Source organism: Actinomycetospora succinea (genome assembly GCF_004363095.1).
GTDB lineage: Bacteria > Actinomycetota > Actinomycetes > Mycobacteriales > Pseudonocardiaceae > Actinomycetospora > Actinomycetospora succinea.
Map to the genome: position 1 here is coordinate 133,553 of NZ_SNYO01000004.1, position 25,733 is coordinate 159,285.

26 protein-coding genes are annotated in these 25,733 nt (G+C 74.8%); 12 read left to right on the plus strand and 14 right to left on the minus strand.

Annotated elements, in window-relative coordinates; all coding sequences use genetic code 11:
* Positions 1-4: 4 nt before the first annotated feature.
* A complete protein-coding gene (locus tag EV188_RS15745) occupies positions 5-1,150 on the plus strand; it encodes a cystathionine gamma-synthase (protein ID WP_133827244.1) in 1,146 nt (381 codons plus the stop codon).
* Between the two features lie 10 nt (positions 1,151-1,160).
* On the opposite strand, the gene EV188_RS15750 is transcribed toward EV188_RS15745, so the two are convergent.
* On the minus strand, positions 1,161-1,595 hold the full coding sequence (locus EV188_RS15750) for a PPOX class F420-dependent oxidoreductase (RefSeq protein WP_133827245.1): 435 nt from the start codon (positions 1,593-1,595) through the stop codon (positions 1,161-1,163).
* A 15-nt stretch (positions 1,596-1,610) separates the two neighbouring features.
* A complete protein-coding gene (locus EV188_RS15755; protein ID WP_133827246.1) occupies positions 1,611-1,847 on the minus strand; it encodes a hypothetical protein in 237 nt (78 codons plus the stop codon).
* Between the two features lie 261 nt (positions 1,848-2,108).
* Between EV188_RS15755 and ilvA the strand changes: the two genes are divergently transcribed.
* Positions 2,109-3,308, plus strand: a complete 1,200-nt coding sequence (ilvA, locus tag EV188_RS15760) for a threonine ammonia-lyase (protein WP_133827247.1) — start codon at positions 2,109-2,111, stop codon at positions 3,306-3,308.
* A gap of 3 nt (positions 3,309-3,311) precedes the next feature.
* On the opposite strand, the gene greA is transcribed toward ilvA, so the two are convergent.
* The gene (gene greA / locus EV188_RS15765) at positions 3,312-3,806 is read right to left on the minus strand and encodes a transcription elongation factor GreA (RefSeq protein WP_133827248.1); all 495 of its coding nucleotides are present in this window, start codon (positions 3,804-3,806) and stop codon (positions 3,312-3,314) included.
* 437 nt (positions 3,807-4,243) lie between these two features.
* Between greA and mca the strand changes: the two genes are divergently transcribed.
* From mca to EV188_RS15785, 4 genes are all read left to right on the plus strand, one after another.
* The gene (gene mca / locus EV188_RS15770) at positions 4,244-5,152 is read left to right on the plus strand and encodes a mycothiol conjugate amidase Mca (protein ID WP_166659917.1); all 909 of its coding nucleotides are present in this window, start codon (positions 4,244-4,246) and stop codon (positions 5,150-5,152) included.
* Positions 5,149-5,481, plus strand: a complete 333-nt coding sequence (locus EV188_RS15775) for a hypothetical protein (protein ID WP_243741741.1) — start codon at positions 5,149-5,151, stop codon at positions 5,479-5,481. The genes mca and EV188_RS15775 overlap by 4 nt, the downstream gene beginning before the upstream one ends.
* A 39-nt stretch (positions 5,482-5,520) precedes the next feature.
* Positions 5,521-7,548, plus strand: a complete 2,028-nt coding sequence (locus EV188_RS15780; RefSeq protein WP_133827249.1) for a thioredoxin domain-containing protein — start codon at positions 5,521-5,523, stop codon at positions 7,546-7,548.
* A gap of 159 nt (positions 7,549-7,707) precedes the next feature.
* Positions 7,708-8,391, plus strand: a complete 684-nt coding sequence (locus tag EV188_RS15785; RefSeq protein WP_243741797.1) for a hypothetical protein — start codon at positions 7,708-7,710, stop codon at positions 8,389-8,391.
* A 78-nt stretch (positions 8,392-8,469) separates the two neighbouring features.
* On the opposite strand, the gene trhA is transcribed toward EV188_RS15785, so the two are convergent.
* Positions 8,470-9,099, minus strand: coding sequence for a PAQR family membrane homeostasis protein TrhA (gene trhA / locus EV188_RS15790; protein ID WP_133827734.1), 630 nt, complete (start codon positions 9,097-9,099; stop codon positions 8,470-8,472).
* A 165-nt stretch (positions 9,100-9,264) separates the two neighbouring features.
* On the opposite strand from trhA, the gene EV188_RS15795 reads away from it, so the two are divergent.
* On the plus strand, positions 9,265-10,044 hold the full coding sequence (locus EV188_RS15795) for an isoprenyl transferase (RefSeq protein ID WP_133827250.1): 780 nt from the start codon (positions 9,265-9,267) through the stop codon (positions 10,042-10,044).
* Between the two features lie 131 nt (positions 10,045-10,175).
* Here the strand turns inward: EV188_RS15795 and EV188_RS15800 are convergent, their stop codons facing one another.
* Positions 10,176-10,631: a hypothetical protein gene (locus EV188_RS15800; RefSeq protein ID WP_133827251.1), complete on the minus strand. Its 456-nt coding sequence runs from the start codon at positions 10,629-10,631 to the stop codon at positions 10,176-10,178.
* A 330-nt stretch (positions 10,632-10,961) separates the two neighbouring features.
* Between EV188_RS15800 and EV188_RS15805 the strand changes: the two genes are divergently transcribed.
* Positions 10,962-12,302: a DUF885 domain-containing protein gene (locus tag EV188_RS15805; protein ID WP_208114222.1), complete on the plus strand. Its 1,341-nt coding sequence runs from the start codon at positions 10,962-10,964 to the stop codon at positions 12,300-12,302.
* 393 nt (positions 12,303-12,695) lie between these two features.
* On the plus strand, positions 12,696-14,027 hold the full coding sequence (locus tag EV188_RS15810; protein ID WP_133827252.1) for an RNA 5'-3' helicase PhoH2: 1,332 nt from the start codon (positions 12,696-12,698) through the stop codon (positions 14,025-14,027).
* A 110-nt stretch (positions 14,028-14,137) separates the two neighbouring features.
* Here the strand turns inward: EV188_RS15810 and EV188_RS15815 are convergent, their stop codons facing one another.
* A complete protein-coding gene (locus EV188_RS15815) occupies positions 14,138-15,580 on the minus strand; it encodes a GuaB1 family IMP dehydrogenase-related protein (RefSeq protein WP_133827253.1) in 1,443 nt (480 codons plus the stop codon).
* 57 nt (positions 15,581-15,637) lie between these two features.
* Here EV188_RS15815 and EV188_RS15820 point away from each other — a divergent pair, with 57 nt between their 5' ends.
* Entirely contained in the window at positions 15,638-15,973 is a 336-nt protein-coding gene (locus tag EV188_RS15820; RefSeq protein WP_243741742.1) for a DUF3817 domain-containing protein, read from the plus strand.
* Here the strand turns inward: EV188_RS15820 and EV188_RS15825 are convergent.
* The 4 genes from EV188_RS15825 to glpX form a co-directional block, all read right to left on the minus strand.
* Positions 15,970-17,481, minus strand: a complete 1,512-nt coding sequence (locus EV188_RS15825) for an ATP-dependent DNA ligase (RefSeq protein WP_133827254.1) — start codon at positions 17,479-17,481, stop codon at positions 15,970-15,972. The two genes, EV188_RS15820 and EV188_RS15825, sit on opposite strands and share 4 nt — an antisense overlap.
* Before the next feature lie 39 nt (positions 17,482-17,520).
* A complete protein-coding gene (locus tag EV188_RS15830; RefSeq protein ID WP_133827255.1) occupies positions 17,521-18,960 on the minus strand; it encodes a class II fumarate hydratase in 1,440 nt (479 codons plus the stop codon).
* Between the two features lie 22 nt (positions 18,961-18,982).
* Positions 18,983-19,513 (minus strand): L,D-transpeptidase, encoded by a 531-nt coding sequence (locus tag EV188_RS15835; RefSeq protein WP_243741743.1) that lies wholly within the window; start codon positions 19,511-19,513, stop codon positions 18,983-18,985.
* 97 nt (positions 19,514-19,610) lie between these two features.
* Entirely contained in the window at positions 19,611-20,732 is a 1,122-nt protein-coding gene (gene glpX, locus EV188_RS15840; protein ID WP_133827256.1) for a class II fructose-bisphosphatase, read from the minus strand.
* Positions 20,733-20,826: 94 nt separating this feature from the next.
* Here glpX and EV188_RS15845 point away from each other — a divergent pair, with 94 nt between their 5' ends.
* Entirely contained in the window at positions 20,827-21,414 is a 588-nt protein-coding gene (locus tag EV188_RS15845; protein ID WP_166659918.1) for a DUF4245 domain-containing protein, read from the plus strand.
* Between the two features lie 4 nt (positions 21,415-21,418).
* On the opposite strand, the gene EV188_RS15850 is transcribed toward EV188_RS15845, so the two are convergent.
* From EV188_RS15850 to EV188_RS15865, 4 genes are read right to left on the minus strand one after another with little or no spacing between them, the layout of a single operon-like run.
* Entirely contained in the window at positions 21,419-22,471 is a 1,053-nt protein-coding gene (locus EV188_RS15850) for a hypothetical protein (RefSeq protein WP_133827258.1), read from the minus strand.
* Positions 22,472-22,524: 53 nt separating this feature from the next.
* Positions 22,525-22,761 (minus strand): exodeoxyribonuclease VII small subunit, encoded by a 237-nt coding sequence (locus tag EV188_RS15855; RefSeq protein ID WP_133827259.1) that lies wholly within the window; start codon positions 22,759-22,761, stop codon positions 22,525-22,527.
* Between the two features lie 20 nt (positions 22,762-22,781).
* A complete protein-coding gene (gene xseA / locus EV188_RS15860) occupies positions 22,782-24,014 on the minus strand; it encodes an exodeoxyribonuclease VII large subunit (RefSeq protein ID WP_133827260.1) in 1,233 nt (410 codons plus the stop codon).
* Positions 24,015-24,566, minus strand: coding sequence for a lipid droplet-associated protein (locus EV188_RS15865; RefSeq protein WP_133827261.1), 552 nt, complete (start codon positions 24,564-24,566; stop codon positions 24,015-24,017). It abuts the gene before it with no gap.
* Positions 24,567-24,721: 155 nt separating this feature from the next.
* Here EV188_RS15865 and EV188_RS15870 point away from each other — a divergent pair, with 155 nt between their 5' ends.
* Complete coding sequence (locus EV188_RS15870; RefSeq protein WP_133827262.1) at positions 24,722-25,720, plus strand: 4-hydroxy-3-methylbut-2-enyl diphosphate reductase; 999 nt, start codon at positions 24,722-24,724, stop codon at positions 25,718-25,720.
* Positions 25,721-25,733: the final 13 nt, after the last annotated feature.

The window sequence follows — 25,733 nt, forward strand, 5'->3', positions numbered from 1 at the left end:
CGGGGTGAACGGCTTCTCCACCCGCGCCCTGCACGACGGTCAGGAGCCCGACCCGACGACGGGCTCGGTCGTCGTGCCCATCTTCGCGACGTCGACCTTCGCCCAGGACGGCGTCGGCGGCCTGCGCTCCGGCTACGAGTACGCGCGCACCGGCAACCCCTCCCGGACCTCGCTGGAGACGACGCTCGCGTCGCTCGAGGGCGCGCGCCACGCCCGCGCGTTCGCGTCCGGCATGGCCGCCGAGGACGCCCTGCTGCGCGCCGTCCTGCGCCCCGGCGACCACGTCCTCATCCCGCTGGACGCCTACGGCGGCACCTACCGGCTGATCTCCACGGTCTACGCCGACTGGGGCGTCGAGTTCACCGCGGTCGACACCGCCGACCTCGAGGCGGTCCGGGCGGCGATCCGGCCGAACACGAAGATCCTGTGGTGCGAGACGCCGACCAACCCGCTGCTCGGCGTCGCCGACATCGCGGCGCTCGGCGCGCTGGCCCGCGAGCGCGAGCTCATGCTCGTCGTCGACAACACGTTCGCCTCGCCGTACCTGCAGACCCCGATCGCGCTCGGGGCGCACGCCGTCGTGCACTCGACGACGAAGTATCTGGGCGGGCACTCCGACGTCGTCGGCGGCGCGCTCGTCACCGACGACGACGGGCTGCACGAGAAGCTCGGCAAGATGCAGAACGGCATGGGCGCCGTGCCCTCGCCGTTCGACTGCTTCCTCACCCAGCGCGGCATCAAGACGCTCGCGGTGCGCATGGAGCGCCACAGCGACAACGCCGAGCGGGTCGCCGACGTGCTGGCCGCGCACCCCGCGATCACGGCGGTGCTCTACCCGGGGCGCGCCGACCACCCCGGCCACGAGGTCGCCGCCAAGCAGATGCGGCGCTTCGGCGGGATGGTCTCGGTGCGCGTCGCGGGGGGCGAGCAGGCCGCCCGCGCCCTGTGCGCCGCGACCCGCGTGTTCACCCTCGCCGAGTCGCTCGGCGGGGTGGAGTCGCTCATCGAGCACCCCGGCGCCATGACCCACGCGTCGACGGCCGGCTCGCTGCTCGAGGTGCCCGACGACCTCGTGCGCCTGTCGGTGGGCCTGGAGGACGCCGACGACCTCGTCGACGACCTCCGCCAGGCCCTCGACACGCTGGCCTGACCAGCGAGGACTAGCCCCGGACGCTGTCCCCGTAGATCCGATCCACGAGCATGACCATCAGCACGCGGCGGTCGGCCACCATCGTCGCGCGGTACTCGTCCCAGTCGGGGTGCTCGCCCGCCGCCGTGCGGTAGTACTCGACGAGCGCGTCGACCTCGGGGGAGTGCGGGTCGGTGCCGGGGCCGGTCAGCGTCACGGGGCCCTCGGCGGTCGCCCACGCCCACCCGTCGGCGGCGGTGACCTCGAGCGCCGCGCGCGGGTCGCGCCGGAGGTTCGCGGTCTTGGCGCGGCCCTCGGTCATCGAGACCGACACCGTGCCCGCCACGGGGTCGTAGAACGGCTGGACGGGGGAGAGCTGGGGCAGCCCGCTGGCCTTGATGGTGGCGAGCACGCCGAGGCGGCTCTCGGCGAGCAGGGCGACGGGGTCGAACGAGGGGGCGGTCACCCCCCGATGATGCGCCTACCCGCGCCGCGACATGGGGTCGTGATCGCTCGCGTCGCCGACCAGCGGGTCGATGTCGGCGGGCTTGAGGCAGCCGCCCTGCAGCGAGATGCCGTCCGGGGTGCTGACGTACCGGGCGGGGTCGTCGCAGCCCGCGGAGCCGACCGTGCCGACGGCCGCGAGCGCGAGCAGCGCGGCGAGGAGCAGCGGGAGGGCCCGGGCGAGGCGCGTCACGCGCGCGTCGGGAGGCGACATCGTGCCCACGGTGCCCACCCCCCCTCCGATCGCCGCCGGCGGAGCCTCACGCCGATACCACAAGGCTACCGGCGCTCCGCGAGTGCGAGCCCGACGCGCACGATCGGGCGACCGGCGACGGCGGAGGCGCGACGACCGGTCGTGCCGGACGGCCTCACAGCGCCCTCACCGCTCACCGTCCGCTCGTCCTGAGCGGGACCTGAGGAGGGCCTGAGCGGGCCCCGAGCGAAGCGCGCGGGCGTGGCTGCCAGGATCGGCGGCGTGGAGCTCGTCCGTCCTGCCGACGTCCGGGCGGCGCGGGAGGCGCTGGCCGGGGTCGTCCGCGAGACCCCCGTGACGCCCTCGCGGGCCCTCGACGCCGTGACACGGGGCCCCGTCCTCCTCAAGTGCGAGAACCTCCAGCGGACCGGCAGCTTCAAGATCCGTGGGGCCTACCGCCGCATCCAGCGCCTCGCCCCCGGCGAGCGCGCCGCCGGGGTGGTGGCCGCGAGCGCCGGCAACCACGCCCAGGGCGTCGCGCTCGCCGCACAGCTGCTCGGCACCCGGGCGACGGTGTTCATGCCGGCCGGGGCGCCGCTGCCCAAGATCGAGGCCACCCGCGAGTACGGGGCCGACGTCGAGCTCGTCGACACGCTCGACGACACGTTCACCGCGGCCGCCGCGTTCGCCGAGCGGACCGGGGCGGTGCTCATCCACCCCTTCGACCACCCCGACATCGTCGCGGGCCAGGGCACGGTCGGGCTGGAGATCCTCGAGCAGGTCCCGGACGTCGCGACGATCGTCGTCTGCACGGGCGGGGGCGGGCTGCTCTCCGGCATCGCCGCGGCGTGCGCGCCGGCCGGCGTCCGGGTCGTCGGCGCCCAGGCCGCGGGGCTCGCCGCCTGGCCGCCGTCGCTGGCGGCGGGCGCCCCGACGAGCGTGGCCGGCGCGACCATCGCCGACGGCATCGCGGTCTCGCGCCCCGGTGAGGTGACGTTCGCGCACGTCCGGGCCCTGGTCGACGAGATCGTCACCGTCGACGAGGAGGCCATCGCCCGCGGGGTGCTGCGCTGCCTGGAGCGCGAGAAGCTGCTCGTCGAGCCCGCCGGCGCCGCGGCCGTGGCGGCGGTCGCGGAGTACCCGCAGCGCTGGCCCGCGCCGGTGGTCGCGGTGCTCTCCGGCGGCAACGTCGACCCGATGCTGCTGGTCGACATCGTCCGCCGGGGCCTCGTCGCCGCCGGGCGCTACGCCGCGCTGCGCGTGCGCCTCACCGACCGCCCGGGCTACCTCGCGGACGTCCTGCGCCGCGTGGGGCAGGCCGGCGGCAACGTCGTGGACGTCGAGCACCGCAGGCTCACCGGGTCGGGTGCGGCCCCGGGGACCGTGGACGTGGCCCTCACGCTCGAGGCGCGGGGCCACGACCACCGGGAGGCGATCCTCGCCGACCTCGCGGGTGCCGGCTACGAGGTGGCGGCGGAGTGAGCGTCAGGCGCTGTACGGCTCGGCCGACACCAGCGTGACCTCCATCGACCCGCCGTCGGGCAGGTCGTAGCTCACGGTGTCGCCGGCCTTGTGGCCCAGCAGGGCCGACCCGAGCGGGGAGTTCGGCGAGTAGACCTCGAGGTCGCCGTGGGCGCCCTCCTCGCGGGACCCGAGCAGGAACGTCTCGGTGTCGTCGTCGCCCTCGAAGCGGACCTTCAGCACGGTGCCGGGCACCGCGGTGCCGCTCTCGGTGGGCGTCTCGCCGACCTTGGCGGTGTGCAGCAGCTCCTGGAGGTGGCGGATGCGGGCCTCCATGACGCCCTGCTCCTCGCGGGCGGCGTGGTAGCCGCCGTTCTCCTTGAGGTCGCCCTCCTCGCGCGCGGCGTTGATCTTCTGCGCGATCACGGGACGCTGGCCGACGAGGTCGTCGAGCTCGGCCTTCAGCCGGTCGTGAGCATCCTGGGTCAGCCAGGTCACCTGCGTCTGCGTCTCGGTCACGTCGATCAACTCCTCGGAGGTCCGTTCCCGCGCTGCGCGGGTCGGCGGCCTGTTCTCCTCGCGGGCACTTCTGACACCACGCCGGCGTGCGTGGCGCCGGCGGCCCGGGGGCCACAGACGGAAAAACACGGCCCGCGGCATGCGGGCCGTGTCGCCCTACGGTAACACGCCCGAGCCGGTGCGAAACCCGTTCGAGGGTGCCGCCGGGAGGATCGGGTGGGCGTGAAGGGCCTTGACCACCTGCACTTTTCCTGATCCACGGACGGCCGCAGCCGCCTCGTGGAGATCCCCGCGGGCGTGCTCGTCCATGATCGGGCACGGCCCCGGAGAGGGTTGGCGGCGGGGCTGTCGGGGGTGCCCGGGATGATGGAGGCACGCGGGGGCGTTGTTCCCCGGTGGCCACCAGTTCGACGCACGAGGACGGCTCCGGACAGACGATGAGCGCACTCCCTTCCGATCAGCCCCTGCGGCTGATGTCGGTCCACGCCCACCCCGACGACGAGTCCAGCAAGGGCGCCGCGTCCTGCGCGCGCTACGTCGCGGACGGCGTCGAGGTCATGGTCGTGACGTGCACCGGCGGCGAGGCCGGCAGCATCCTCAACCCCGCGATGGACACCCCCGAGGTCCACGCCGACATGGTCGGCACGCGCCGCGCGGAGATGGACAAGGCGGCGGCGATCCTCGGGGTGCAGCACCGCTGGCTCGGGTTCGTCGACTCGGGGCTCCCCGAGGGCGACCCGAAGCCCCCGCTCCCGCAGGGCTGCTTCGCCCTCGAGCCGCTCGAGGTGCCCACCGAGGCCCTGGTGGGCCTCATGCGCGAGTTCCGCCCGCACGTCGTCGTCACCTACGACGAGAACGGCGGCTACCCGCACCCGGACCACATCCGCACCCACGAGGTGTCGATGGCGGCGTTCGACGCCGCGGGCGACCCGGACCGGTTCCCGCTGGCCGGCGAGCCGTGGCAGCCGCTCAAGGTCTACTACTCGCACGGGTTCTCCAAGGCCCGCATCCAGGCGTTCCACCAGGCCCTGCTCGACGCCGGCATGGAGTCGCCGTGGGCGGAGTGGCTCGAGAAGTGGGACGACTCGCGCCAGGACCCGGGCACGCGCATCACCACCCGCATCACCTGCGCGGAGTACTTCCCGGTCCGGGACGACGCGCTGCGGGCCCACGCCACGCAGATCGATCCCAACGGCCGCTGGTTCCAGATGCCGATGGAGATGCAGCAGCGGGTGTGGCCCACCGAGGACTACGAGCTCGCGCGCTCCCTGGTCGACACCGACGAGACCAACGAGAACCCCGGTGACGACCTCTTCGCCGGCGTGCGGGAGCGGGTCGAGGCATGACCCGCCTGGCCGTGTGGTGGACGCTGCTCCCGACGGCGGTGCCCGCGCCGCCGCCCGGGGGTGCGCCCGGCAGCGAGCGCGGCGAGGAGTTCGGCAAGACCTCGCCGATCGCGCTCGTCGTCATCCTGCTGCTCGGCGTGGCCACGGCCCTGCTCATCCGGTCGATGACCAAGCACCTGCGCAAGGTGCCGGCGTCGTTCGACGCGGCGGAGGAGGACGGGTCCGGCCGTCCGGACGCCGAGGCTGCTCCGGACGACGAGGACCGCTCGGCGCCGGCGCACAACGGCACGGACCGGACGGACCGGCCGCCCGGCGCCGGCTCGCCCTGAACTCGCTCTGACGGGCCCCGGCTGAGACCATCTCCCGTCATGCCCAACCGGCTCGCCGGCTCCACCAGCCCCTACCTGCGACAGCACGCCGACAACCCGATCGACTGGCAGCCCTGGTCGTCGGAGGCGTTCGCGGAGGCGCGGCGGCGTGAGGTCCCGGTGCTGCTGTCGGTGGGCTACGCGGCCTGCCACTGGTGCCACGTGATGGCGCACGAGTCGTTCTCCGACCCCGGGGTCGCCGCCCTCGTCAACGAGCACTTCGTGGCCGTCAAGGTCGACCGCGAGGAGCGCCCGGACGTCGACGCGGTCTACATGGAGGCCACGCAGGCGATCACGGGCCAGGGCGGCTGGCCGATGACCTGCTTCCTCACCGCCGACGGCGACCCGTTCCACTGCGGGACGTACTACCCGGCGCGCCCGTACGGCGGGATGCCGTCGTTCACCCAGCTGCTCGGCGCGGTCGTGACGGCGTGGACCGAGGACGGCGAGCGGGTGCGCACCGCCGCCCGGTCGATCACCGAGCGGCTCGAGTCCGTGTCGCGGTCGCTGCCCGCGGCCGGGGTCGACGAGGAGACGCTCGCGGGTGCCGTCGCGGCGCTGACCGAGGACTTCGACGAGCACCGCGGCGGTTTCGGCGGCGCGCCCAAGTTCCCGCCGTCGGCCGTGCTCGAGTTCCTGCTGCGCCACCACGAGCGCACCGGCGGCTCCGACGCGCTGGCGATGACCGAGATCACCGCCGAGGCGATGGCCCGCGGCGGCCTGTTCGACCAGCTCGCGGGCGGGTTCGCGCGGTACTCGGTCGACGCGTCGTGGACCGTGCCGCACTTCGAGAAGATGCTCTACGACAACGCGCAGCTGCTGCGCGTCTACGCCCACCTCGCCCGCCTCACCGGCTCCGAGCTCGCGGCGCGCACCACCGACATGACGGCCGCGTTCCTCCTGCGCGACCTGCGCACGCCCGAGGGCGGGTTCGCGTCCGCGCTCGACGCCGACGCCGCGGGCGAGGAGGGCTCGACGTACGTGTGGAGCCCGGCCGAGCTCGCCGAGGTCCTGGGGCCCGAGGACGGCGCGTGGACGGCGGCGCTGCTCGGGGTGACCGACCAGGGCACGTTCGAGCACGGACGCTCGACGCTGCAGATGCCCGCCGACCCCGACGACGCCGGCCGCTGGCAGGCCGTCCGCAAGTCCCTGCTCGCCGCCCGGGGCCGCCGCCCGCAGCCCGAGCGCGACGACAAGGTCGTGGCCGCGTGGAACGGGCTCGCGGCCACCGCGCTCATCGAGGCGTCCGCGGCGCTGGGGCGCAGCGAGTGGCTGGCGGCGGCCCGGCGCGCGCTCGCCCTGCTGCTGCGCGTGCACGTCGTCGACGGGCGCCTGCGCCGGACGTCGCGGGACGGCCAGGTCGGCGACGCCCCCGCCGTGCTCGAGGACCACGCGGCGCTCGTCGACGGCCTGCTCGCCCTGCACCAGGCCACCGGCGAGGCCCGCTGGCTCACCGAGGCCCGCGCGCTGCTCGACACCACGCTCGACCACTTCGCCGAGATCGGCGAGGACGGCGCGTTCACGGGCCGGTTCTGGGACACCGCCGACGACGCCGAGTCCCTCGTCACCCGCCCGCGCGAGGTCACCGACGGCGCCTCGCCCTGCGGGTCGTCGCTGCTGGCGGGCGCCCTGCTCACGGCGTCGCTGCTCGTCGAGCCCGAGTCGTCGTCGCGCTACCGCGAGCTCGCCGACGCCGCGGTCGCCGCGGTCGGCGGGCTGCTCACCCGGCACGCGCGCTTCGCCGGCGGCTGGCTGGGCGTCGCCGAGGCCGCCGCGCAGGGCCCGTTGCAGGTCGCCGTGGTGGCCGTGGACGACGCCCCGGGACGCGACCGCCTCGCCGACACCGCCCGCCGCCACGCCCCCGGCGGCTCGGTCGTCGTGGCCGGCGAGCCCGACGCCGACGGCGTGCCGCTCCTCGCCGAGCGCCCCCTCGTCGACGGCGCCCCCGCGGCGTACGTGTGCCGCGGCTTCGTCTGCGACCGCCCCCGCACGGCCACCGACGACCTCGCGGCGGCCCTGTCCCGCTGACGCCCGTCCGGGGGGCAGCGAACGGGCGCTTCGCTGCTTCTCCGCGTCCGACGTCCCCGTCGATCACCGGCCGTGCCGCTTCGCGCCCGGCGAACACCGACACAGGTGTTTCCGTGTAATGCTGTAAGCGTTGCAGGAGCTCGGAGGGAGTGGGCGATGATGGTGGGACGCGGAGGACACCGGGGACGGCCCGGGCGAGGCGGCCCGGGGCGTCGCGGCGGCGGACGGGTCCCGACCGACCTGCCCGCGACCGACGACCTCGTCGGCTGGCTCGCCGGCCGCCTGCCCGACGGCTGGTTCACGGGCACGCCGGCGGTCACGGTCGACCGCGAGGAGATCCTGGTGGTCGGTGACCTGCCGGCCCCGACCCTCGACGACGGCGCCGACGAGGCCGCGCGCTCGGCCGCGGCGCGCGGGCGCATCGAGCGCTTCCGCGAGGAGACCCGCGGCGAGCGCATGGAGGTGGCGCGCCAGGCCGAGCACCGCTACGGGCGCAAGGTCGCCTGGGGCGCGCGGATCGGCGACGTCGAGGAGCTGTTCACGACGCTGTCGGTGCCGGTGATGACGCGGCTGCGCCAGCCCGAGCGCCTGGTGCTGGACACGCTGGTCGACGCGGGCGTCGCGCGGTCGCGGTCGGACGCGCTGGCGTGGGCCGTGGCGCTGGTCGGCGAGCACGCCGGCACGTGGCTCGAGGACCTGCGCGGCGCGATGAGCGCGGTCGACGAGCTGCGGACGAAGGGCCCGGTGCTCGACGACGACACCTCGGGCGACGCCGGGGGCGTCGACGACCGGCCGGACCCCGGTGACGGGGGCGGCGGCGACCCGGTCCCGCCGCAGGGCTGAGCAGCACGCCGGACCGAGAGACGCCCTCGCTGCGCAGGACGCAGCGGGGGCGTCCCTCGCTGCGCGTCCGGGACGCGCTCAGCCGGCGTAGAGCACCAGCCAGATCGCGATGTAGTGGCAGGCCGCCGCGATGACCGTCGCGGCGTGGAAGAACTCGTGGAAGCCGAAGGTGTCCGGCCAGCCGACCGGGCGTCGCAGGGCGTAGAAGACCGCGCCCAGGCTGTAGAACGCCCCGCCGACGATGAGCAGGACGAGCGCCGCGACGCCGCCGCGGTGGAGCAGGTCGGGGATGACGAACACCGCGACCCAGCCCAGCGCCAGGTAGAACGGCACCCCGACCCAGCGCGGGGCGTGCGGCCACACCAGCTTGAGCACCACGCCGCCCAGCGCGCCCGCCCAGACCACGGCGAGCACGATCAGCCCGGTGCGCTCCGGGAGGGCGAGCACGGCGAACGGCGTGTACGTGCCGGCGATGAAGACGAAGATCATCGCGTGGTCCAGGCGCTTCATGACGCCCCGGGCGCGCGGGGAGACCCACGTCCGCCGGTGGTAGAGCGCGCTGATGCCGAAGACGCCGCAGACCGTCAGCGAGTAGACCGCGACCGCGAAGGCCGCCTCGGCGGAGACGGTGGCACCGGCCAGCGACACCAGCGTGATCCCGGCCGCCACGGCGACCACGAACGACCACAGGTGCAGCCAGCCCCGCATCCGCGGCTTGACCGGAGCCGGTTCGGCGAGGGGGTCGATGAGGGTCACGCCGTCAGGGTAGGTGGCGGACCCGTGCGGGCCCCGCCCGTTGTGGCGAGCCCGGCACCGTCACCACCCCGTCACGGGGATCCCCGGCCCGGGAGGCACCGTCTAGCGTGGTGGCCCGTGACACTGCGGGACGATCTGCGCCGGGTCGCCTACTCGCTCTACGAACGGCGACTGCGCCGTCGCGGGGCGACGAGTGAGCCGCCACGCCACATCGGGGTGATCCTCGACGGCAACCGGCGCTGGGCGCGGGAGGCCGGGCTCGCCGACCCCAGCGAGGGGCACCGCGCGGGCGCGGCCAAGATCGTCGACCTGCTCGACTGGAGCCAGGAGGCCGGCGTCGAGCTGGTCACCCTGTTCCTGCTCTCGACCGACAACCTCGACCGGCCCGCCGCCGAGCTCGACCAGCTCCTCGAGATCATCGCGTCGGCGGTGGAGGGGCTCGCGGCGCCGGACCGGCGCTGGCGGCTGCGGGTCGTCGGCAACCCGGACGCCCTGCCCGGCCCGATCGCGGAGCGCATCGAGGCCGCCGCGAACAGCACGGCGGGCCGCGACGGCATGCAGGTCAACGTCGCGATCGGCTACGGCGGGCGTCAGGAGATCGCCGACGCCGTGCGCAAGCTGCTGCTGCGCCACGCCGAGGCGGGCACGTCGATCGAGGAGCTCGCCGAGGTGCTCGACGTCGACCACATCGCCGAGCACCTGTACACGTCCGGTCAGCCCGACCCGGACCTCGTCATCCGGACGTCGGGTGAGCAGCGGCTGTCGGGGTTCCTCATGTGGCAGTCCGTGTACTCGGAGTTCTATTTCACCGAGGCGATGTGGCCGCAGTTCCGCCACATCGATTTCCTCCGCGCGCTGCGCGACTATTCGCGACGGAATCGTCGGCTCGGACAATAGTCCTCCGTACGCGGAACGGCCCCGGGAGCGATGCTCCCGGGGCCGTTCCTCACCCGTGTGTTTCTCACCCGGTTCTGTCCGGCGGCCGTGTCATCCCCCGATAAACACGGACGCCGGGTCGGGTCGGGGGGTCAGTCGTCCGAGCTGAGGACGTTGATGTCGCGGATGTCGGCGTTCGCGAGGAGGTTGTCCGCGCTGATCAGCCGGTCGCCGTTGGAGAACGCGACCTTGCGGTCGCCGCCGCCGTCGCGGTCGCGGTCACCGTGGTGCCCGTGACGGCCGTGGCCGCGGTCGCCGTCGCAGTCGTTGCCGCGGTCACGGTCCCGCGACAGGACGTCGACGTCGGAGATGGTGGCGTTCGAGGCGACGTTGTCGAGGCTGATCAGTCGGTCCCCGTTGGAACCCGCGAGCTTGCTGCAGTCGCCGCGGCCGCCGTGGCCACGGTCGCCGTCGTGGTCGTGACCCGCGTGGTGGCCGTGGTGGTCCCCACCGCCGTGCTGGGGGGCCTCGCCGGCGCTGGCCAGCGGGGCCAGGGAGAGCATGCCCGCCGTCGCACCGAGGACGACCATTCCCGCCTTCTTCAGCATCCAGAACTCCAGTTTCGTTCGTGGTACCGGAGGGAATTCGGGGTTCCCGCCGGATGGCTCCAGCCCCACGGACGGTGCGGCTGATGGGTTAAAAGCTAGCCGCCGTCGAGCAGGCATTTCCAGCCAGCCACCCCCATCGAGTGATTGACAATTCCCGCTGCAACTGTAGTGGGATATCCGGGTGATCCACGGCGCTCTCTCGCCGCGGATCCCACGGCCGGCGGCGCATTCAGTGTCCCTGCGTCGCCGACCTCGACACCCGGGTGTCGTATCAAGGGGCGGTCGCCGTCGGACGAGGCCTCGCGGGGCCACGCGGCGTAGCCTCGTCCGGTGGTTGCCGACCCGGGCCTCGACGGGCTCGCGCGGGCCTACGTCGGCCTCGCGCTGCGCCTGGATCGCGTGCTGCCCGGGGTGCTCGACGCCCACCTCGGTGCCCCCGAGGACGCCGCGCGCGTGGCGGCCGAGCCGGCGCCCGATCCCGGGGCCCTGGCCCGCGAGGCCGACCGGCTGCGCGGCGAGCTCGCCGGGCACGCCACCACGCCCCGCGCCGCGTTCCTCGACGCCCAGCTGCGGGCCTGCCGGGTCCTCGCGGAGCGGGCCGCAGGCCGCGAGGTGGGGTTCGTGGACGAGGTCGAGCGCTGCTTCGGCGTGCGCACCGCGTCGGGCGACCCCGACCGCTACCGCGAGGCCCACCGCACGCTGGGCGCGCTGCTCGGCGGCGGGGGCCAGGGCGGGGACGACCTCGCGGACCGCCTCGCCGCCTTCCGCGACCGCGACCGGCTCGCCCCCGAGCACCTGACGACGGGCCTGCGGGCGGCGCTGCGGGCCCTGCGGGAGCGCACGGCGGCGACCGTCGGGCTGCCGCCCGGGGAGGACGTCGCGCTCGAGGTCGTCGACGCCGCGCCCTGGAGCGGGTTCAGCCGCTGGATCGGGCCGCGGCGCTCGGCGGTGACCGTCAACGCCGGCATCGGGCACCGCGTGACGCACCTGCCGCTGCTCGTGGCGCACGAGGCCTACCCGGGCCACCACACCGAGCACTGCCGCCTCGCCGCCGACCCCGAGGGCCTGCGCGCGCGCCCGGAGCGGCAGGTCTTCCTCGCCCGGACCCCGCAGAGCCTCGTCGCCGAGGGGGCCGCCGAGCTCGGGCTCGAGGCGGTCGTGGGGCCGGGGTGGGGGCGGTGGAACGCCGAGGTGCTGGCCGCCGCCGGCGTCCCCGCCGACCCGGAGCGGGGCGCCCTGGGCGAGGCCGTCGAGACGGTGATGGCCCGCCTCGCCCCGGTGCGCCAGGACGCGGCGCTGATGCTGCACGACGAGCACCGCGACGCCGACGAGGTCGTCGCCCACCTGCGCCGCTGGCTGCTGGTCGACGAGCCCCGCGCGCGGCGGATGCTCGAGTTCCTGGCCCACCCGCGCTGGCGGACCCACACCACGACCTACGTCGAGGGCGCGCGCCTGCTGCGGCCCTGGCTGCTCGGCGCCGAGGACGACACGCCGGCCCGCGAGGTGGTCACGGCGCGTCTCCGCCGCGTGCTCGACGACCCGCCCACGCCGGCGGAGCTGGGCGCCGGTCCGCCCGCCGCGGCGCCGCGCCCGGTACCCGCCCGAGCCGTCCGGACGCCGTGGCTGCGACGAACGGTCGGTGTCGACGGGGCGTCTCCCGGAAATCGGTGAGCCACGTCACCAAGTCGTCACGCTCGGCGCGCGACAACGACCGGCTACCGGCGGTAGCGTCCGCGCCGACGGACCCGCACCGGATGCGGGGCGTCCGGGGAGGCCGGTAGTGGCAGATCGGAGCGGGACGGGGACGTCCACCGCTCGCGGCGCAGGTGCCTCGGCACCCGTGTCCGTGGCCGGCGCGACGCGACCGCCCTGGTCCGGTCCCGGGGGAGGGCCGGCACCCGGTCCTGCCCCGCGATGGCGCAGGACGGCCCCCGGGCCGCGCCACCGCGCCGTCGAGCCGCCGGACTAGTCGACCCGTTCCGACGAGGAACACAGTGGTCGCGGGTGCCGTGGCCGCTCGAGGGAGTAGTCGTGAGCGCAGCACCAGCCGAGCGTCCCGCTTCCGTGAGCCCCCACAGCACCGCCGTCCCCTCCGGGGCCGCCGACGGCGCACGCTGTTACGTCCTCGACACCTCGGTACTGCTGTCGGACCCGTGGGCGACCACGCGGTTCGCCGAGCACGAGGTGGTCCTCCCGCTCGTCGTCATCAGCGAGCTCGAGGGCAAGCGTCACCACTCCGAGCTGGGGTGGTTCGCGCGTGAGGCGCTCCGGCTGCTCGACGATCTCCGCATCCGTCACGGCCGCCTCGACCAGCCGCTGCCCATGACCCCCGAGGGCGGCACGCTCCGCGTCGAGCTGAACCACTCCGACCCGTCGGTGCTGCCGGCAGGCTTCCGGACCGCGGAGAACGACAGCCGCATCCTCGCCTGCGCGCTGAACCTCGCGGCCGAAGGTCACCAGGTCACCCTCGTCACCAAGGACATGCCGCTGCGCGTCAAGGCGGCGTCGGTCGGCCTGCCCGCCGACGAGTACCACGGCCAGGACGTCACGACGACGGGCTGGACGGGCACCGAGGAGGTCGCCGCCACCCCGGACGAGGTGTCGGCGCTCTTCGCCGACGGGCTCGCCGACGTCGAGGCCGCCCGGGAGCTGCCCTGCCACACCGGGCTGCGCCTGCTCGGCGGCGGTTCCTCGGCGCTCGGGCGCGTCACGCCCGACAAGCAGGTCCGCCTCGTGCGCGGCGACCGCGACGTCTTCGGCCTGCACGGCCGCTCGGCGGAGCAGCGCATCGCGATCGACCTGCTCACCGACCCCGAGGTCGGCATCGTCTCCCTCGGCGGCCGCGCCGGCACCGGCAAGTCGGCGCTCGCGCTCTGCGCCGGCCTCGAGGCGGTCCTCGAGCGCCAGCAGCACCGCAAGGTCGTCGTGTTCCGCCCCGTCTACGCGGTGGGCGGGCAGGACCTCGGCTACCTGCCCGGCGGCGAGAACGAGAAGATGGCGCCCTGGGCGCAGGCGGTGTTCGACACCCTCGGCGCGCTGGTCTCGTCGAACGTGGTCGAGGAGGTCATCGAGCGCGGGATGCTCGAGGTCCTGCCGCTGACCCACATCCGCGGGCGCTCGCTGCACGACGCGTTCGTCATCGTCGACGAGGCCCAGTCGCTGGAGCGCAACGTCCTGCTCACGGTGCTCTCGCGCCTCGGCACCAACTCGCGCGTCGTGCTCACCCACGACGTGGCCCAGCGCGACAACCTGCGCGTCGGGCGCCACGACGGCGTCGCCGCCGTGATCGAGAAGCTCAAGGGCCACCCGCTGTTCGCCCACGTCACGCTGACCCGCTCGGAGCGCTCGCCGATCGCCGCGCTGGTCACCGAGATGCTGGAGGGCGAGCGGCTCTAGCGCTCGCCACCGGACGAACGAACGGCGCTCTCGCTGCTACCGAAGCAGCGAGAGCGCCGTTCGTTCCCCGGAGCGGGGCGCACGCGGACGCGTGCACTCCGCCGAGCGGCTCACCAGCCGGCGGGCAGGGGGCGGCCCTCCGCGAAGCCGGACGCCGACTGCACGCCGAGCGTCGCGCGCGCGTGGAACTCCTCGAGCGACGCGGCGCCGGCGTAGGTACAGGCCGAGCGCACGCCGGCGCAGATGCTGTCGAGCAGGTCCTCGACGCCGGGGCGCTGCGGGTCCAGGCGCATGCGCGAAGAGGAGATGCCCTCCTCGAACAGGCCCTTGCGCGCCCGGTCGAAGGCGCCGTCGCCGCGGGTGCGGGCGGTGACGGCGCGCTTGGACGCCATGCCGAACGACTCCTTGTACGCCGCGCCGTGCTCGTCGCGCAGCAGGTCGCCCGGCGACTCGTAGGTGCCGGCGAACCACGATCCGACCATCACCGCGGACGCGCCGGCGGCGAGGGCCAGCGCGACGTCGCGGGGGTGGCGCACCCCGCCGTCGGCCCAGACGTGGGCGCCGACCTCGCGCGCCGCGGCCGCGCACTCGGCGACCGCCGAGAACTGCGGGCGCCCGACGCCGGTCGCCATCCGCGTCGTGCACATGGCGCCGGGGCCGACGCCGACCTTGACGACGTCCGCGCCCGCGGCCACGAGGTCGCGGGTCCCGTCGGCGGTGACGACGTTGCCGGCGACGATCACGGCGTCCGGCGCGGCCTCGCGGGCGGCGGCCAGCGCGGTGAGCATCTTCTGCTGGTGGCCGTGCGCGGTGTCGACGACGAGCACGTCGACGCCGGCGGCGCCCAGCTCCTTGACCCGGGTCGCCACGTCGCCGTTGACGCCCAGCGCCGCGGCGATCCGCATCCGCCCGTCGGCGTCGAGCGCGGGCCGGTAGACCTCGGCGCGCAGGGCGCCGGTGCGCGTGAGGATGCCGGCGAGGCGGCCGTCGTCGTCGATCCCGAGCGCCGGGGCGCCGGCGTGCGCCGGGTCCTGCAGCGCGTCGAACACCGCGCGCGGGGCCGTGGTGACCGGCAGCGTCACGGCGGGGGAGAGGACGTCGGCGAGCCGGGTGAAGCGGTCGACGCCGGTGCACGCCGACTCGTTGACCACCCCGACCGGGCGCCCGGCCCCGTCGACGACCACCACCGCGCCGTGCGCCCGCTTGTTGACGAGGTTCAGCGCGTCGGCCACCGCGTCGCCCGCGTGCAGCACGACCGGCGTGTCCCACACGGTGTGGCGGGACTTCACGCCGGCGACGATGTCGGCGACGGCCTCGGCGTCCACGTCCTGGGGGATGACGGCGAGCCCGCCGCGTCGCGCGAGGGTCTCGGCCATGCGACGCCCGCTGACCGCGGTCATGTTCGCCGCGACGATCGGGATCGTGGCGCCGGAGGGGTCCGCCACGCCGAGGTCGACGTCGAAGCGCGAGGCCACGTCCGACCGGGTCGGGACGAGGAAGACGTCGTCGTAGGTCAGGTCGTGGGGCGGGCGCTGCCCGTCGAGGAACTGCACGTGTGACGAGGCTACGCGGGACGTGAGGATCGCGGCTCCGGCAGGCAGAGTGGTCTCGTGTCGACGATCATCGCCGGGTCCCGCGCCGCCGCCCTCGCCCGCGTGTTCCGCGTGGTCGCGATCGCCGAGGCCTGCTCCTGGATCGGGCTGCTGGTCGGGATGGCGTTCAAGTACCTCGTCGTGTTCGAGGACGTCGGCGTGCGCGTGTTCGGGCCGATCCACGGGGCGCTGTTCGTGGCCTACGTCGTGGTCGCGCTGGTCACGGCCCGGGTGTTCCGGTGGAGCGCGACGACGACGCTGCTGGCCCTGGCCGCGAGCATCCCGCCGGCGGCGACGATCTGGTTCGAGCGCCGCGCCGTGCGCCGCGGCGAGCTCGGATCCGCCGCAGCCTAGAGACGGAGCGCCCGGACCGTCTCGATCGTGTCCGCCTCGGCGGCGGTCTTGTCGTCGCGGTAGCGCACGACGCGCGCGAAGCGCAGGGCCACGCCGCCGGGGTAGCGGGTGGAGGTCTGCACGCCGTCGAGCTCGATCTCCACGACGATCTCGGGGCGCAGGTACACCGCCCACGAGTCCCGGTGGGTCTCGTACCGCGGGAACGTCTCGGTCTGCCAGGTCAGCGTCGCGTCGGTCATGCCCTTGAAGGTCTTGCCGATCATGACGAAGTCGCCCGTCGCGGGGTCGCGCGCGCCGAGGTGGATGTTCGACAGCCACCCGCGCCGCCGCCCCGAGCCCCACTCGCAGGCCAGGACGACGAGGTCGAGCGTGTGCGACGGCTTGACCTTCTGCCACGCGCGACCTCGGCGCCCGGCCGAGTAGGTCGAGTCGAGCGCCTTGACCATCGAGCCCTCCTGCCCGGCGGCCAGCGCGTCGGCGACGGCCTGCTCGGCCTCCGCGGCGCTCGGGCGCACGACGCCGGGGATCAGGCGGTCGCCGACGACCTCGGCGAGCACCTCCCGGCGCACGGCGAGGGGCTCGTCGAGCAGGTCGACGCCGTCGCGGTGCAGGCAGTCGAAGAACCACGGCTGCATGGCGCCGCTGCCCAGGCCCTGCATCGACTCCTGGAACGGGCGCGGGCGCCCGTCCTCGGCGACGGCGAGCGTCTCGCCGTCGAGGACGACGGTCTCGACGGGCAGCGCCCGGGTCAGCGCGACGATCTCGGGGACGGCGCCGGTGATCTCCTTCAGGGTCCGCGACCACACCCGGACCTCGTCACCGCTGCGGTGCACCTGGATGCGGGCGCCGTCCAGCTTGTGCTCGACGACGACGCCCGGCTCGCCGTCGGGCGGGCCCAGCTCGGCGAGGGCCGCGTCCAGCGAGTCGCCGGGCGAGGCGAGCATCGGGCGGACCGGGCGCATCACCTCGAGCCCGAACGCCGCCAAGTCCCCGCCGGTCAGCGCCGTGTGCGCGGTGGTCGGCAGGCGCCCCGAGAGCATGAAGGCACGCCGGACGGCCTCGCCGGGCACCTCCGCGGCGGCCGCCACCGCCTCGATCATGATCCCTTCCAGCGCGCCCTGGCGGAGCTCGCCGCCGAGCAGGCGCACGAGGAAGCGGCCCTCGTCCTCGGTGGCCGCGTCCAGCAGGGCGCCGAGCTCCGCGGCCCGCCGCGCGCCGACACCGGTGCCCGAGCCGGCCATGGCGGCGAGCCGGTCGAGCGCGGCGTCGACGTCGCCGACGGTCAGGGTCGAGGTCTCCGCGGGCGAGGGCGACACCGCCTGCAGCGTCCGCCACCCGATCCCCGTGCGGCCCTGGAGCATCTCCCCGGCGAGCCACGCCGTCGCGGGCCGGATCTCGTCGGGCTCGAGGCGGGCCAGCAGCGTCGCGAGCGTCGTGGTCTTGGCCTTGCGCGAGCGGGTCGCCGCCACCTCGCCGGAGGCGGCGACGACCTCGCCGAGCAGGGTCACGCCTTGTCCATGGGTCGAGCTCCGCTCCGCTCCGTCTCCCTAGCTGTCGACCCGGGTCATCGCCAGCACGTCGAGCGCCGTGTCGAGCTGCTCCTGGGTGAGGCGCCCGTCCTGCACGTAGCCCTCGGCCTCGATGACCTCGCGGATCGTCTTGCGCTCCTTCATCGCCTGCTTGGCGATCTTCGCCGCCTCCTCGTAGCCGATGAGGCGGTTGAGCGGGGTGACGATCGCCGACGACGACTCGGCGTAGCGGCGGCACGCCTCCTCGTCGGGCTGGGTGTTCTCGAGGACGCGGTCGGCGAGCAGGCGCGCCGCGGCGGCCAGCAGGCGGCACGACTCGAGGACGTTGTAGCCCATCACCGGCATCATGACGTTGAGCTCGAGGTTGCCCTGGCTGCCGGAGAACGCGACGGTCGCGTCGTTGCCCATGACCTGGGCGGCGACCATCATCGCCGCCTCACAGATCACCGGGTTGACCTTGCCGGGCATGATCGAGCTGCCCGGCTGCAGGTCCGGGATGCGGATCTCGGCGAGGCCGGTCGACGGGCCGGACGACAGCCAGCGCACGTCGTTGGCGATCTTGTAGACGCTCACCGCGACGGCCCGCAGCGCGCCCGAGGCCTCGACGAGCCCGTCGCGGGCGCCCTGCGCCTCGATGTGGTTGCGAGCCTCGGCGAGCTCGGGGATGCCGGTCGACTGCCGCAGCTGCTCGACGACCTTGCCGCCGAAGCCCTCCGGGGTGTTGATGCCGGTGCCGACCGCGGTGCCGCCGATGGGCAGCTCGGCGAGGCGGGGCAGGACGGAGCGCAGACGCTCGACGCTGTGCTCGGCCTGGCTCGCCCAGCCGCCGGCCTCCTGGCCGAGGGTGATCGGCACGGCGTCCATGAGGTGGGTGCGGCCGGCCTTGACGACGTGGCGCCACTCGTGGGACTTGCGGCCCAGCACCTCGCCGAGGTGCTCGAGCGCGGGCACGGTGTCGCGCACGATCGCCTCGGCCGCGGCGACGTGGATGGTCGTCGGGAACACGTCGTTGGAGCTCTGCGAGGCGTTGACGTGGTCGTTCGGGTGGATCTTCTGCCCGGAGGCCTTCGACGCCAGGGTCGCGATGACCTCGTTGGCGTTCATGTTCGAGCTGGTGCCCGAGCCGGTCTGGAAGACGTCGATCGGGAACTCGGCGTCGTGCGCCCCCGACGCCACCTCGTCGGCCGCGGCGGCGATCGCGTCGGCGTGGGCGGCGTCGAGCACGCCGAGGTCCTTGTTGACCCGCGCGCAGGCGCCCTTGACCAGGCCGAGCGCCCGGATCTGGGCGGGCTCGATCGGACGGCCGGAGATCGGGAAGTTCTCGACGGCGCGCTGGGTCTGCGCGGCCCACAGCGCGGCGGCCGGCACCCGGACCTCGCCCATGGTGTCGTGCTCGGTCCGGTACTCCTCCTGGATGGGTCGAGCTCCGCTTCGCTGCGTCTCCTGCTCCTCGGTCATGCCGCCCAGTCTTTCACCGGACCTAGGACACCACCTGCACGGTGTCGCCCGGCGAGAGGTTCGCGAAGAAGCGCTTCGACGCCGTCTTGCCGAGGTGGATGCAGCCGTGCGAGCGCTGCGACAGGCTGCCCGTGTGGAACGCGATGGCCGGCGCGAAGAACACCGAGAACGGCATGTCGGCGTCGTAGAGGTTGCTGACGTGGTCGGCGTCCTTGTAGTCGACCGAGAAGGTGCCGGTCGGCGTCGGGTACTTCTTCGTGCCGCCGAGCGCGCCCACCGGGCCGTAGGTGACGTTGCCCTGCCCGTCGGTGAGCCAGGCCTGCTGCGAGGAGAGGTCGACGCAGGCGTCGGCGGACGCGTCGCACGGCGTCCCCGCGGTGAGCGCCACGGCGGGCGCGGGGGCCGCGACCGGGGCCGGGGCGGCGGCCGGCGGGGCCGCGGCGGGGGCGGGTGCCGCCCCGGCGGTCCCGGCGCCGACGAGCAGCGCCGTCACGGCGCCGAGGATCACGGTGACGAGGGCGAGCGGGGTGCACCGACGCGCGTGAGAGGACACGAGAACCTCCGAGGAAGATCTGGTCACATCGGATTACCCCGAGTGGCGCGGGATCATCCCAGACGCGTGGTAGCCCGACAGAGCGACCCGCCGGTCCCTACAGCGTCGAGTGGTCCGGCCCCCACACCGGGCCGTCCGGGTCGACGTGGTCGTCGTCGACGCCCAGGTCGATCGCGGAGTACTCCCGGAGCTTCCGCAGCCGGTGCCAGGCGTCGATCATCCGGACCGTGCCGGACTTCGAGCGCATCACGATCGACTGGGTGGACGCCCCACCCGCGCGGTAGTGCACGCCGCGCAGCAGGTCGCCGTTGGTGACCCCCGTGGCGCAGAAGAAGATGTTCTCGCCGCGCACGAGGTCGCCGGTGCGCAGCACGCGGTCGAGGTCGTGGCCCGCGGCGAGCGCCTTCTCGCGCTCGGCGTCGTCCTTGGGCCAGAGCTTGGCCTGCAGCTCGCCGCCCATGCAGGCCAGCGCGGCCGCGGTGATGATCCCCTCGGGCGTGCCGCCGATCCCCAGCAGGATGTCGACGCCGCTGTCCGGGCGGGCCGCGGCGATCGCGCCGGCGACGTCGCCGTCGGAGATGAAGCGGATGCGCGCGCCGGCGTCGCGGATGTCCTGCACCAGCTGGTCGTGGCGCGGGCGGTCGAGCACGACCACCGAGACGTCGGCGACGTTGATGCCCTTGGCCCGGGCGACCGCGCGCAGGTTGTCGCGCACGGGGGCGTCGATGTCGACGACGTCGGCGCAGTCGGGGCCGACGGCGAGCTTCGACATGTAGAAGACCGCGGACGGGTCGAACATCGCGCCGCGCTCGGCGACGGCGAGCACGGCCAGCGCGTTCGGCATGCCCTTGGCCATGAGGGTCGTGCCGTCCACGGGGTCGACGGCGACGTCGACGTGGGGCCCGTCGCCGTTGCCGACCTCCTCGCCGTTGTAGAGCATCGGGGCCTCGTCCTTCTCGCCCTCCCCGATGACGACCGTGCCCCGCATCGACACCGAGCCGATGAGCTTGCGCATCGCGTCCACCGCAGCGCCGTCGCCGCCGTTCTTGTCGCCGCGGCCGACGAAGCGGCCGGCGGCCATGGCGGCGGCCTCGGTGACCCGGACGAGCTCGAGCGCGAGATTGCGGTCGGGCCGCTCGGGGGACCGGACGGTTTCCTGCGAGCTCACCGGCTGCACCTCCGTGGGGCGGCGTGGGGGCGGGTCGTGCGGGCCGCCCATCCTCGCAGAATCCGGCGCCCGGGGCCGTCGTGCGGATCCGCTTCACACGACCTCCTCGCGGGCCGGGTGGTGCGTTCGTTGCGAGGATGTCGCCGTGGCCACCCCCTCGCCCGGTCCCGGCGCCCGCGATCCCGAGCCGCAGCGCGGCCCCGCGGCCCTGCTGCGGAGCTTCCTGGTGGTCGGGGTCGCGGTGCTCGTGGTGGCGGGGCTGCTGCGGGCCTGCTCGTTCGCGCCGGGCGCGCCGCAGGTCGACCGGGAGAGTGTGCCGCGCATCGACCCGGCCGCCGAGCTGCTCGGGGACGCGCCGACGATGCGCATCCCGCTGCGGGTGCCGGCGCTGCCGGCCGACTGGATCCCGCAGTCGTCGGACGTCGTGCTGGTCGCCGGGACCCGCGCCGCCCGCGTGGGCTGGGTGACGCCGGACGACGAGTTCGCGCGCCTCGTGCAGTCCGACGCCGACGAGGCCGCCCTGGTCGTGTCCGAGGCCGGTGACCCGACCGCCACCGGCACCGTGCAGGCCGGCGGACGGACGTGGGTGACCCACACCGGGCGGCGCGGCGAGCCGATCTGGGTGGCCGACGTCGACGGCGTGCGGCTGCTCGTCACGGGCAGCGCGACGCCGGAACGCCTCACCCAGCTCGCGGAGGCGGCGCTCGTGGCGCCGTTCGTCGTGCCCCGCTAGGAACTCACCACCGGTCGCGCGGCGGCGGTCCCCAGCCCTCGTCGGCCTCGCGACGGCGTGGCTCCCGGCGGACGGTCACGCGCTCGTCCCGGTCGTCGTGCTCCTCGTGCTCGGCGCCGCGCCGTGGGGTGCTCCAGCCGCCGGTGTCGGTGCCGGCGGGCCGGTAGGGCCCCGACGTGGGGAGCGCGTCGGGGGCCTCGTCCGGGTAGTGAGGTTGCTGCTGGGGCTGGGGCTGGGGCTGGGGCTGCGGGTGCTCGCGCGGCGGCGCCGGCCGCTCGGGGTGGTGGGTCTCCGGCTGCGGGAACGGGCCCGACGCGGGGGACTGGGCGGCGGGGGCGCCGAGGTGCGTGGCCGCCGCGACGCCCTCCCGCGAGAGCGAGTGCACGCTCTCGCGCAGCGCGCGGGTCGCCGCCGCCCGCAGCTCCGCGGAGAAGCGCGGCGCCGGGGCGAAGCGGCCGAACGTGTCGCGCAGGAAGTGCGCGAGCAGCGTCGCGGTGGAGCGCGAGCGCCACATCGTCCAGCCGACGTAGAGGTCGCGGCCGTAGGGCTGGACGAGCAGCATCGCCCGCTCGCTGTACTGGCGGAACAGCAGCACCGGCACGCCGGCGACGGTCGAGGGCGCCACCTCGGCGGGGCTCTGGCGGGCCTCGGCGGCGGCGCGGACGTACTCGAACGCGCTGGTCGCGACGTCGCCGCGGTTCTCCAGGAGCCGGGAGTGCTCGGCGATCGGCTCCTTGGCGGGCGCGAAGAACGACGCGATCCCGGCGATGTAGAGCACGACGACGACCAGCCCCAGCAGCGTCGAGACGATGTCCGTGACGTCGTCCGGGGTGGACATCGACGCGAGGTAGTCGAGGACGACCTTGAGCAGGAGCAGCACGGTCGGCGTCACGAGGAACAGCAGCGTGCGCATGAGGTGCGGCGCGAGCATGCGGTAGGTGACGACGTCGTCGACCAGCCCGTCCGGCTCGACGTGCTGCTGGATCTCGCGGTGGTAGTCGGCGTGCGCGCCGGTGACCGCCCGGTCGACGTCGCCTCCGCCGTACGGACTGCTCATGGCCGTCGAGTCTGGGGCATCACAGCGTGACGACGGGTGTGCCTCGCCGGGCGTCACCCGCGCGCGGGATCGTCCCCACCCTCCGCGTCCTGCAGGACCGCCTCCACCCGCTCGCGTGCCCCGGCCAGGTGACGCTCGCAGATCCGGGCGAGCGTCTCGCCCCGCTCCCACAGCGCCAGCGAGTCCTCGAGGCTCAGGCCGCCGGCCTCCAGACGCCCGACGACCTTCTCGAGCTCCTCGCGCGCCTCCTCGTAGCCGGGTTCGTCGCCCGGCCCGTCACTCGCCGTCATGCGTGCATCCTCCCCCGGAGTCACTCGTCGTCCTGGGCGACCACGGCGTGCACGGCGCCGTCGGCCAGGCGCACGCGCAGGGCGTCGCCGGGCGAGGGCGTCTCCGCCGACCGCAGGACGGGCGCGTCCACGGCGCCACCGTGCTGCACGATCGCGTAGCCGCGGGCCAGCGTCGCCGCCGGGCCGAGGGCGGTGAGCGACGCGCGCAGGTGGCGGACGTCGGCCTCGCGGGCCACGAGCCCGGCCTCGAGCACCTGGCGGGCGCGGGCGCGCCGGGTCGCGACGGCGTCCTCGCGCGCGCTGACCGGGCCGAGCGGGTCGGCGAGCACCGGGCGCCGGCGCAGCGCGGCGATCCGGGCGTCCTCGCGCTCCACCCACGCGTGCAGGGCGCGATGGGCGCGGCGGCGCAGCTGGGCGAGGTGGGCGGTCTCCTCGGAGAGGTCGGGGACGATCCGCTTCGCGGCGTCGGTCGGGGTGGCGGCGCGGACGTCGGCGACGTGGTCGACGAGCGGGGTGTCCGGCTCGTGCCCGATCGCCGAGACCACCGGCGTCCGGCACGCCGCCACGCCCCGGCAGAGCGCCTCGTCGGAGAACGGCAGCAGGTCCTCGACGCTGCCGCCGCCGCGCGCCAGGACGATCACGTCGACGTCCGGGTCGCGGTCCAGCGCGCCGAGTGCGTCGAGGATCTCGGGCACCGCCTGCGTCCCCTGCGTCGGCGTGTTGACCGTCCGGAAGCGCACGGCGGGCCAGCGGGACGTGGCGACGGTGACGACGTCGTGCTCGGCGGCGCTCGCCCGCGACGTGATGAGCCCGACGCAGCGCGGCAGCCGCGGCGGGCGGCGCTTGCGGCCCGGGTCGAACAGGCCCTCGGCGCCCAGCAGCGCGCGCAGCCGCTCGATGCGCGCGAGCAGCTCGCCGACCCCGACCGGGCGGATCTCGTCGACGCGCAGCGAGAGCGTGCCGCGGCCGAAGAAGTACGACGGCTTGCCGTGCACGACCACGCGCGCGCCCTCGGTCAGCGGCGGGACCGTGCCGCGCACCATGGACGTCGGCGCGGTCAGGCCCAGCGACACGTCGGCGGCGGGGTCGCGCAGCACGAGGAACGCCGTCTGCGAGCCCGGGCGGGCGGTGACCTGCGTGAGCTGCCCCTCGACCCACACCGCGCCGAGCCGGTCGATCCAGGCCTGGATCTTGCGCGCGACCGTGCGGACCGGCCAGGGCTCCTCGGCGCTGGTGGGCGGGGGCGTGCTCACCTACTGGGCGTTGAGGGTCGCGATCCGGTTGGTCAGCATCGTGACGAACGGCGGCCGGTTGGCGTGGGACTCCTCGAACGCGAGGAGGTCGGCCACCTCGTCCACCGACAGCGAGCGCAGCTTGCCGCGCAGCTGGGCGATCGTCATCGACTCGTAGCCGGGCAGCGTCGCCGGGCTCTGCTCGGCCGCGCGCGGCTTCGTGTGGCCGTTGACGCGGGGCGTGCTCGCGAGGTCGGTGTACTCGAGCGACGTGTCGTCGAGCTCGGGACGCTCCCAGGTGCCGGGGCGGGCCGGCGGCAGGGTGTCCGGCAGGTCGTCGTCGAAGCGGGCCCACGAGGGCGCCTCCTCGACCGGCCGCGCCCCGTCGAGCGCGCTGTCGCCCTTGATCGCCAGCTCGGTAACGACCTGCTGCGCCCGCATCGACAGCTGCAGCACCCGGCTGACGGCGGTGATGGGGAGACCGGCGACGGTGCGGGGGAGGTCCCGGGCCTCCTCCACGGCGGTGACGACCAGACCGGCGGCGACACGCACCGGGAACGGGAGCGAACTCATGGGACACAGGGTGCCAGCAGCAGGCCGGTGATGTGTGGACGGCCACGACGGAGGGAGACGAAGCGCAGAGAGGGGAGCACGCCGATAGGGGAGCTCGACCCGTGATGCGGGCCGCACGCCCGGACCGTGACGCTCGTCGCCCGTAGGCTGGAGGTATGTCCACTGAGCACCCCGGCGAGCAGACCGCCGCGCAGACCGATGGCCTGCGCGTGCTGCTCGCGAAGCCCCGTGGCTACTGCGCCGGTGTCGACCGTGCCGTCGTGGCCGTCGAGAAGGCGCTCGAGACCTACGGCGCGCCGGTGTACGTCCGCAAGGAGATCGTGCACAACCGCCACGTCGTGAACACCCTCGCCGAGCGCGGCGCCGTGTTCGTCGAGGAGACCGACCAGGTGCCCGAGGGCGCCACCGTCGTGTTCTCGGCGCACGGGGTCTCCCCGGCGGTGCACGCCGAGGCCGCGTCGCGCGAGCTGCGCACCGTCGACGCCACGTGCCCGCTGGTCACGAAGGTGCACCAGGAGGCCAAGCGCTTCGCGCGCGACGACTTCGACATCCTGCTCATCGGCCACGAGGGCCACGAGGAGGTCGAGGGCACCGCCGGCGAGGCGCCCGACCACGTGCAGCTCGTCGACGGGCCGTCCGCGGTGCCGAACGTCACCGTCCGCGACCCCGAGAAGGTCATCTGGCTCTCCCAGACGACGCTCTCGGTCGACGAGACCCTCGAGACCGTGCGCGCCCTGCGCGAGCGCTTCCCGTCGCTGGCCGACCCGCCGTCCGACGACATCTGCTACGCCACCCAGAACCGCCAGGTCGCGGTGAAGCAGATGGCGCCCGAGTGCGACCTCGTGCTCGTCGTCGGCTCGCGCAACTCCTCCAACTCGGTGCGCCTCGTCGAGGTCGCGCTGCAGGCCGGCGCCAAGGACTCTCACCTCGTCGACCACGCCGGCGAGATCGACGAGGCGTGGCTCGAGGGCGTGCGCACCGTCGGCGTCACCAGCGGCGCCTCGGTGCCCGAGATCCTCGTCGGCGACGTCCTGCACTGGCTCGCCGAGCGCGGCTGGGGCGACGTCGAGGAGATCACCACCGCCAACGAGAAGCTGACCTTCTCGCTGCCCCGCGAGCTCAAGCGCGACATGAAGCCGCAGGCGGTCCGCTAGCGCTGTCCTCGGC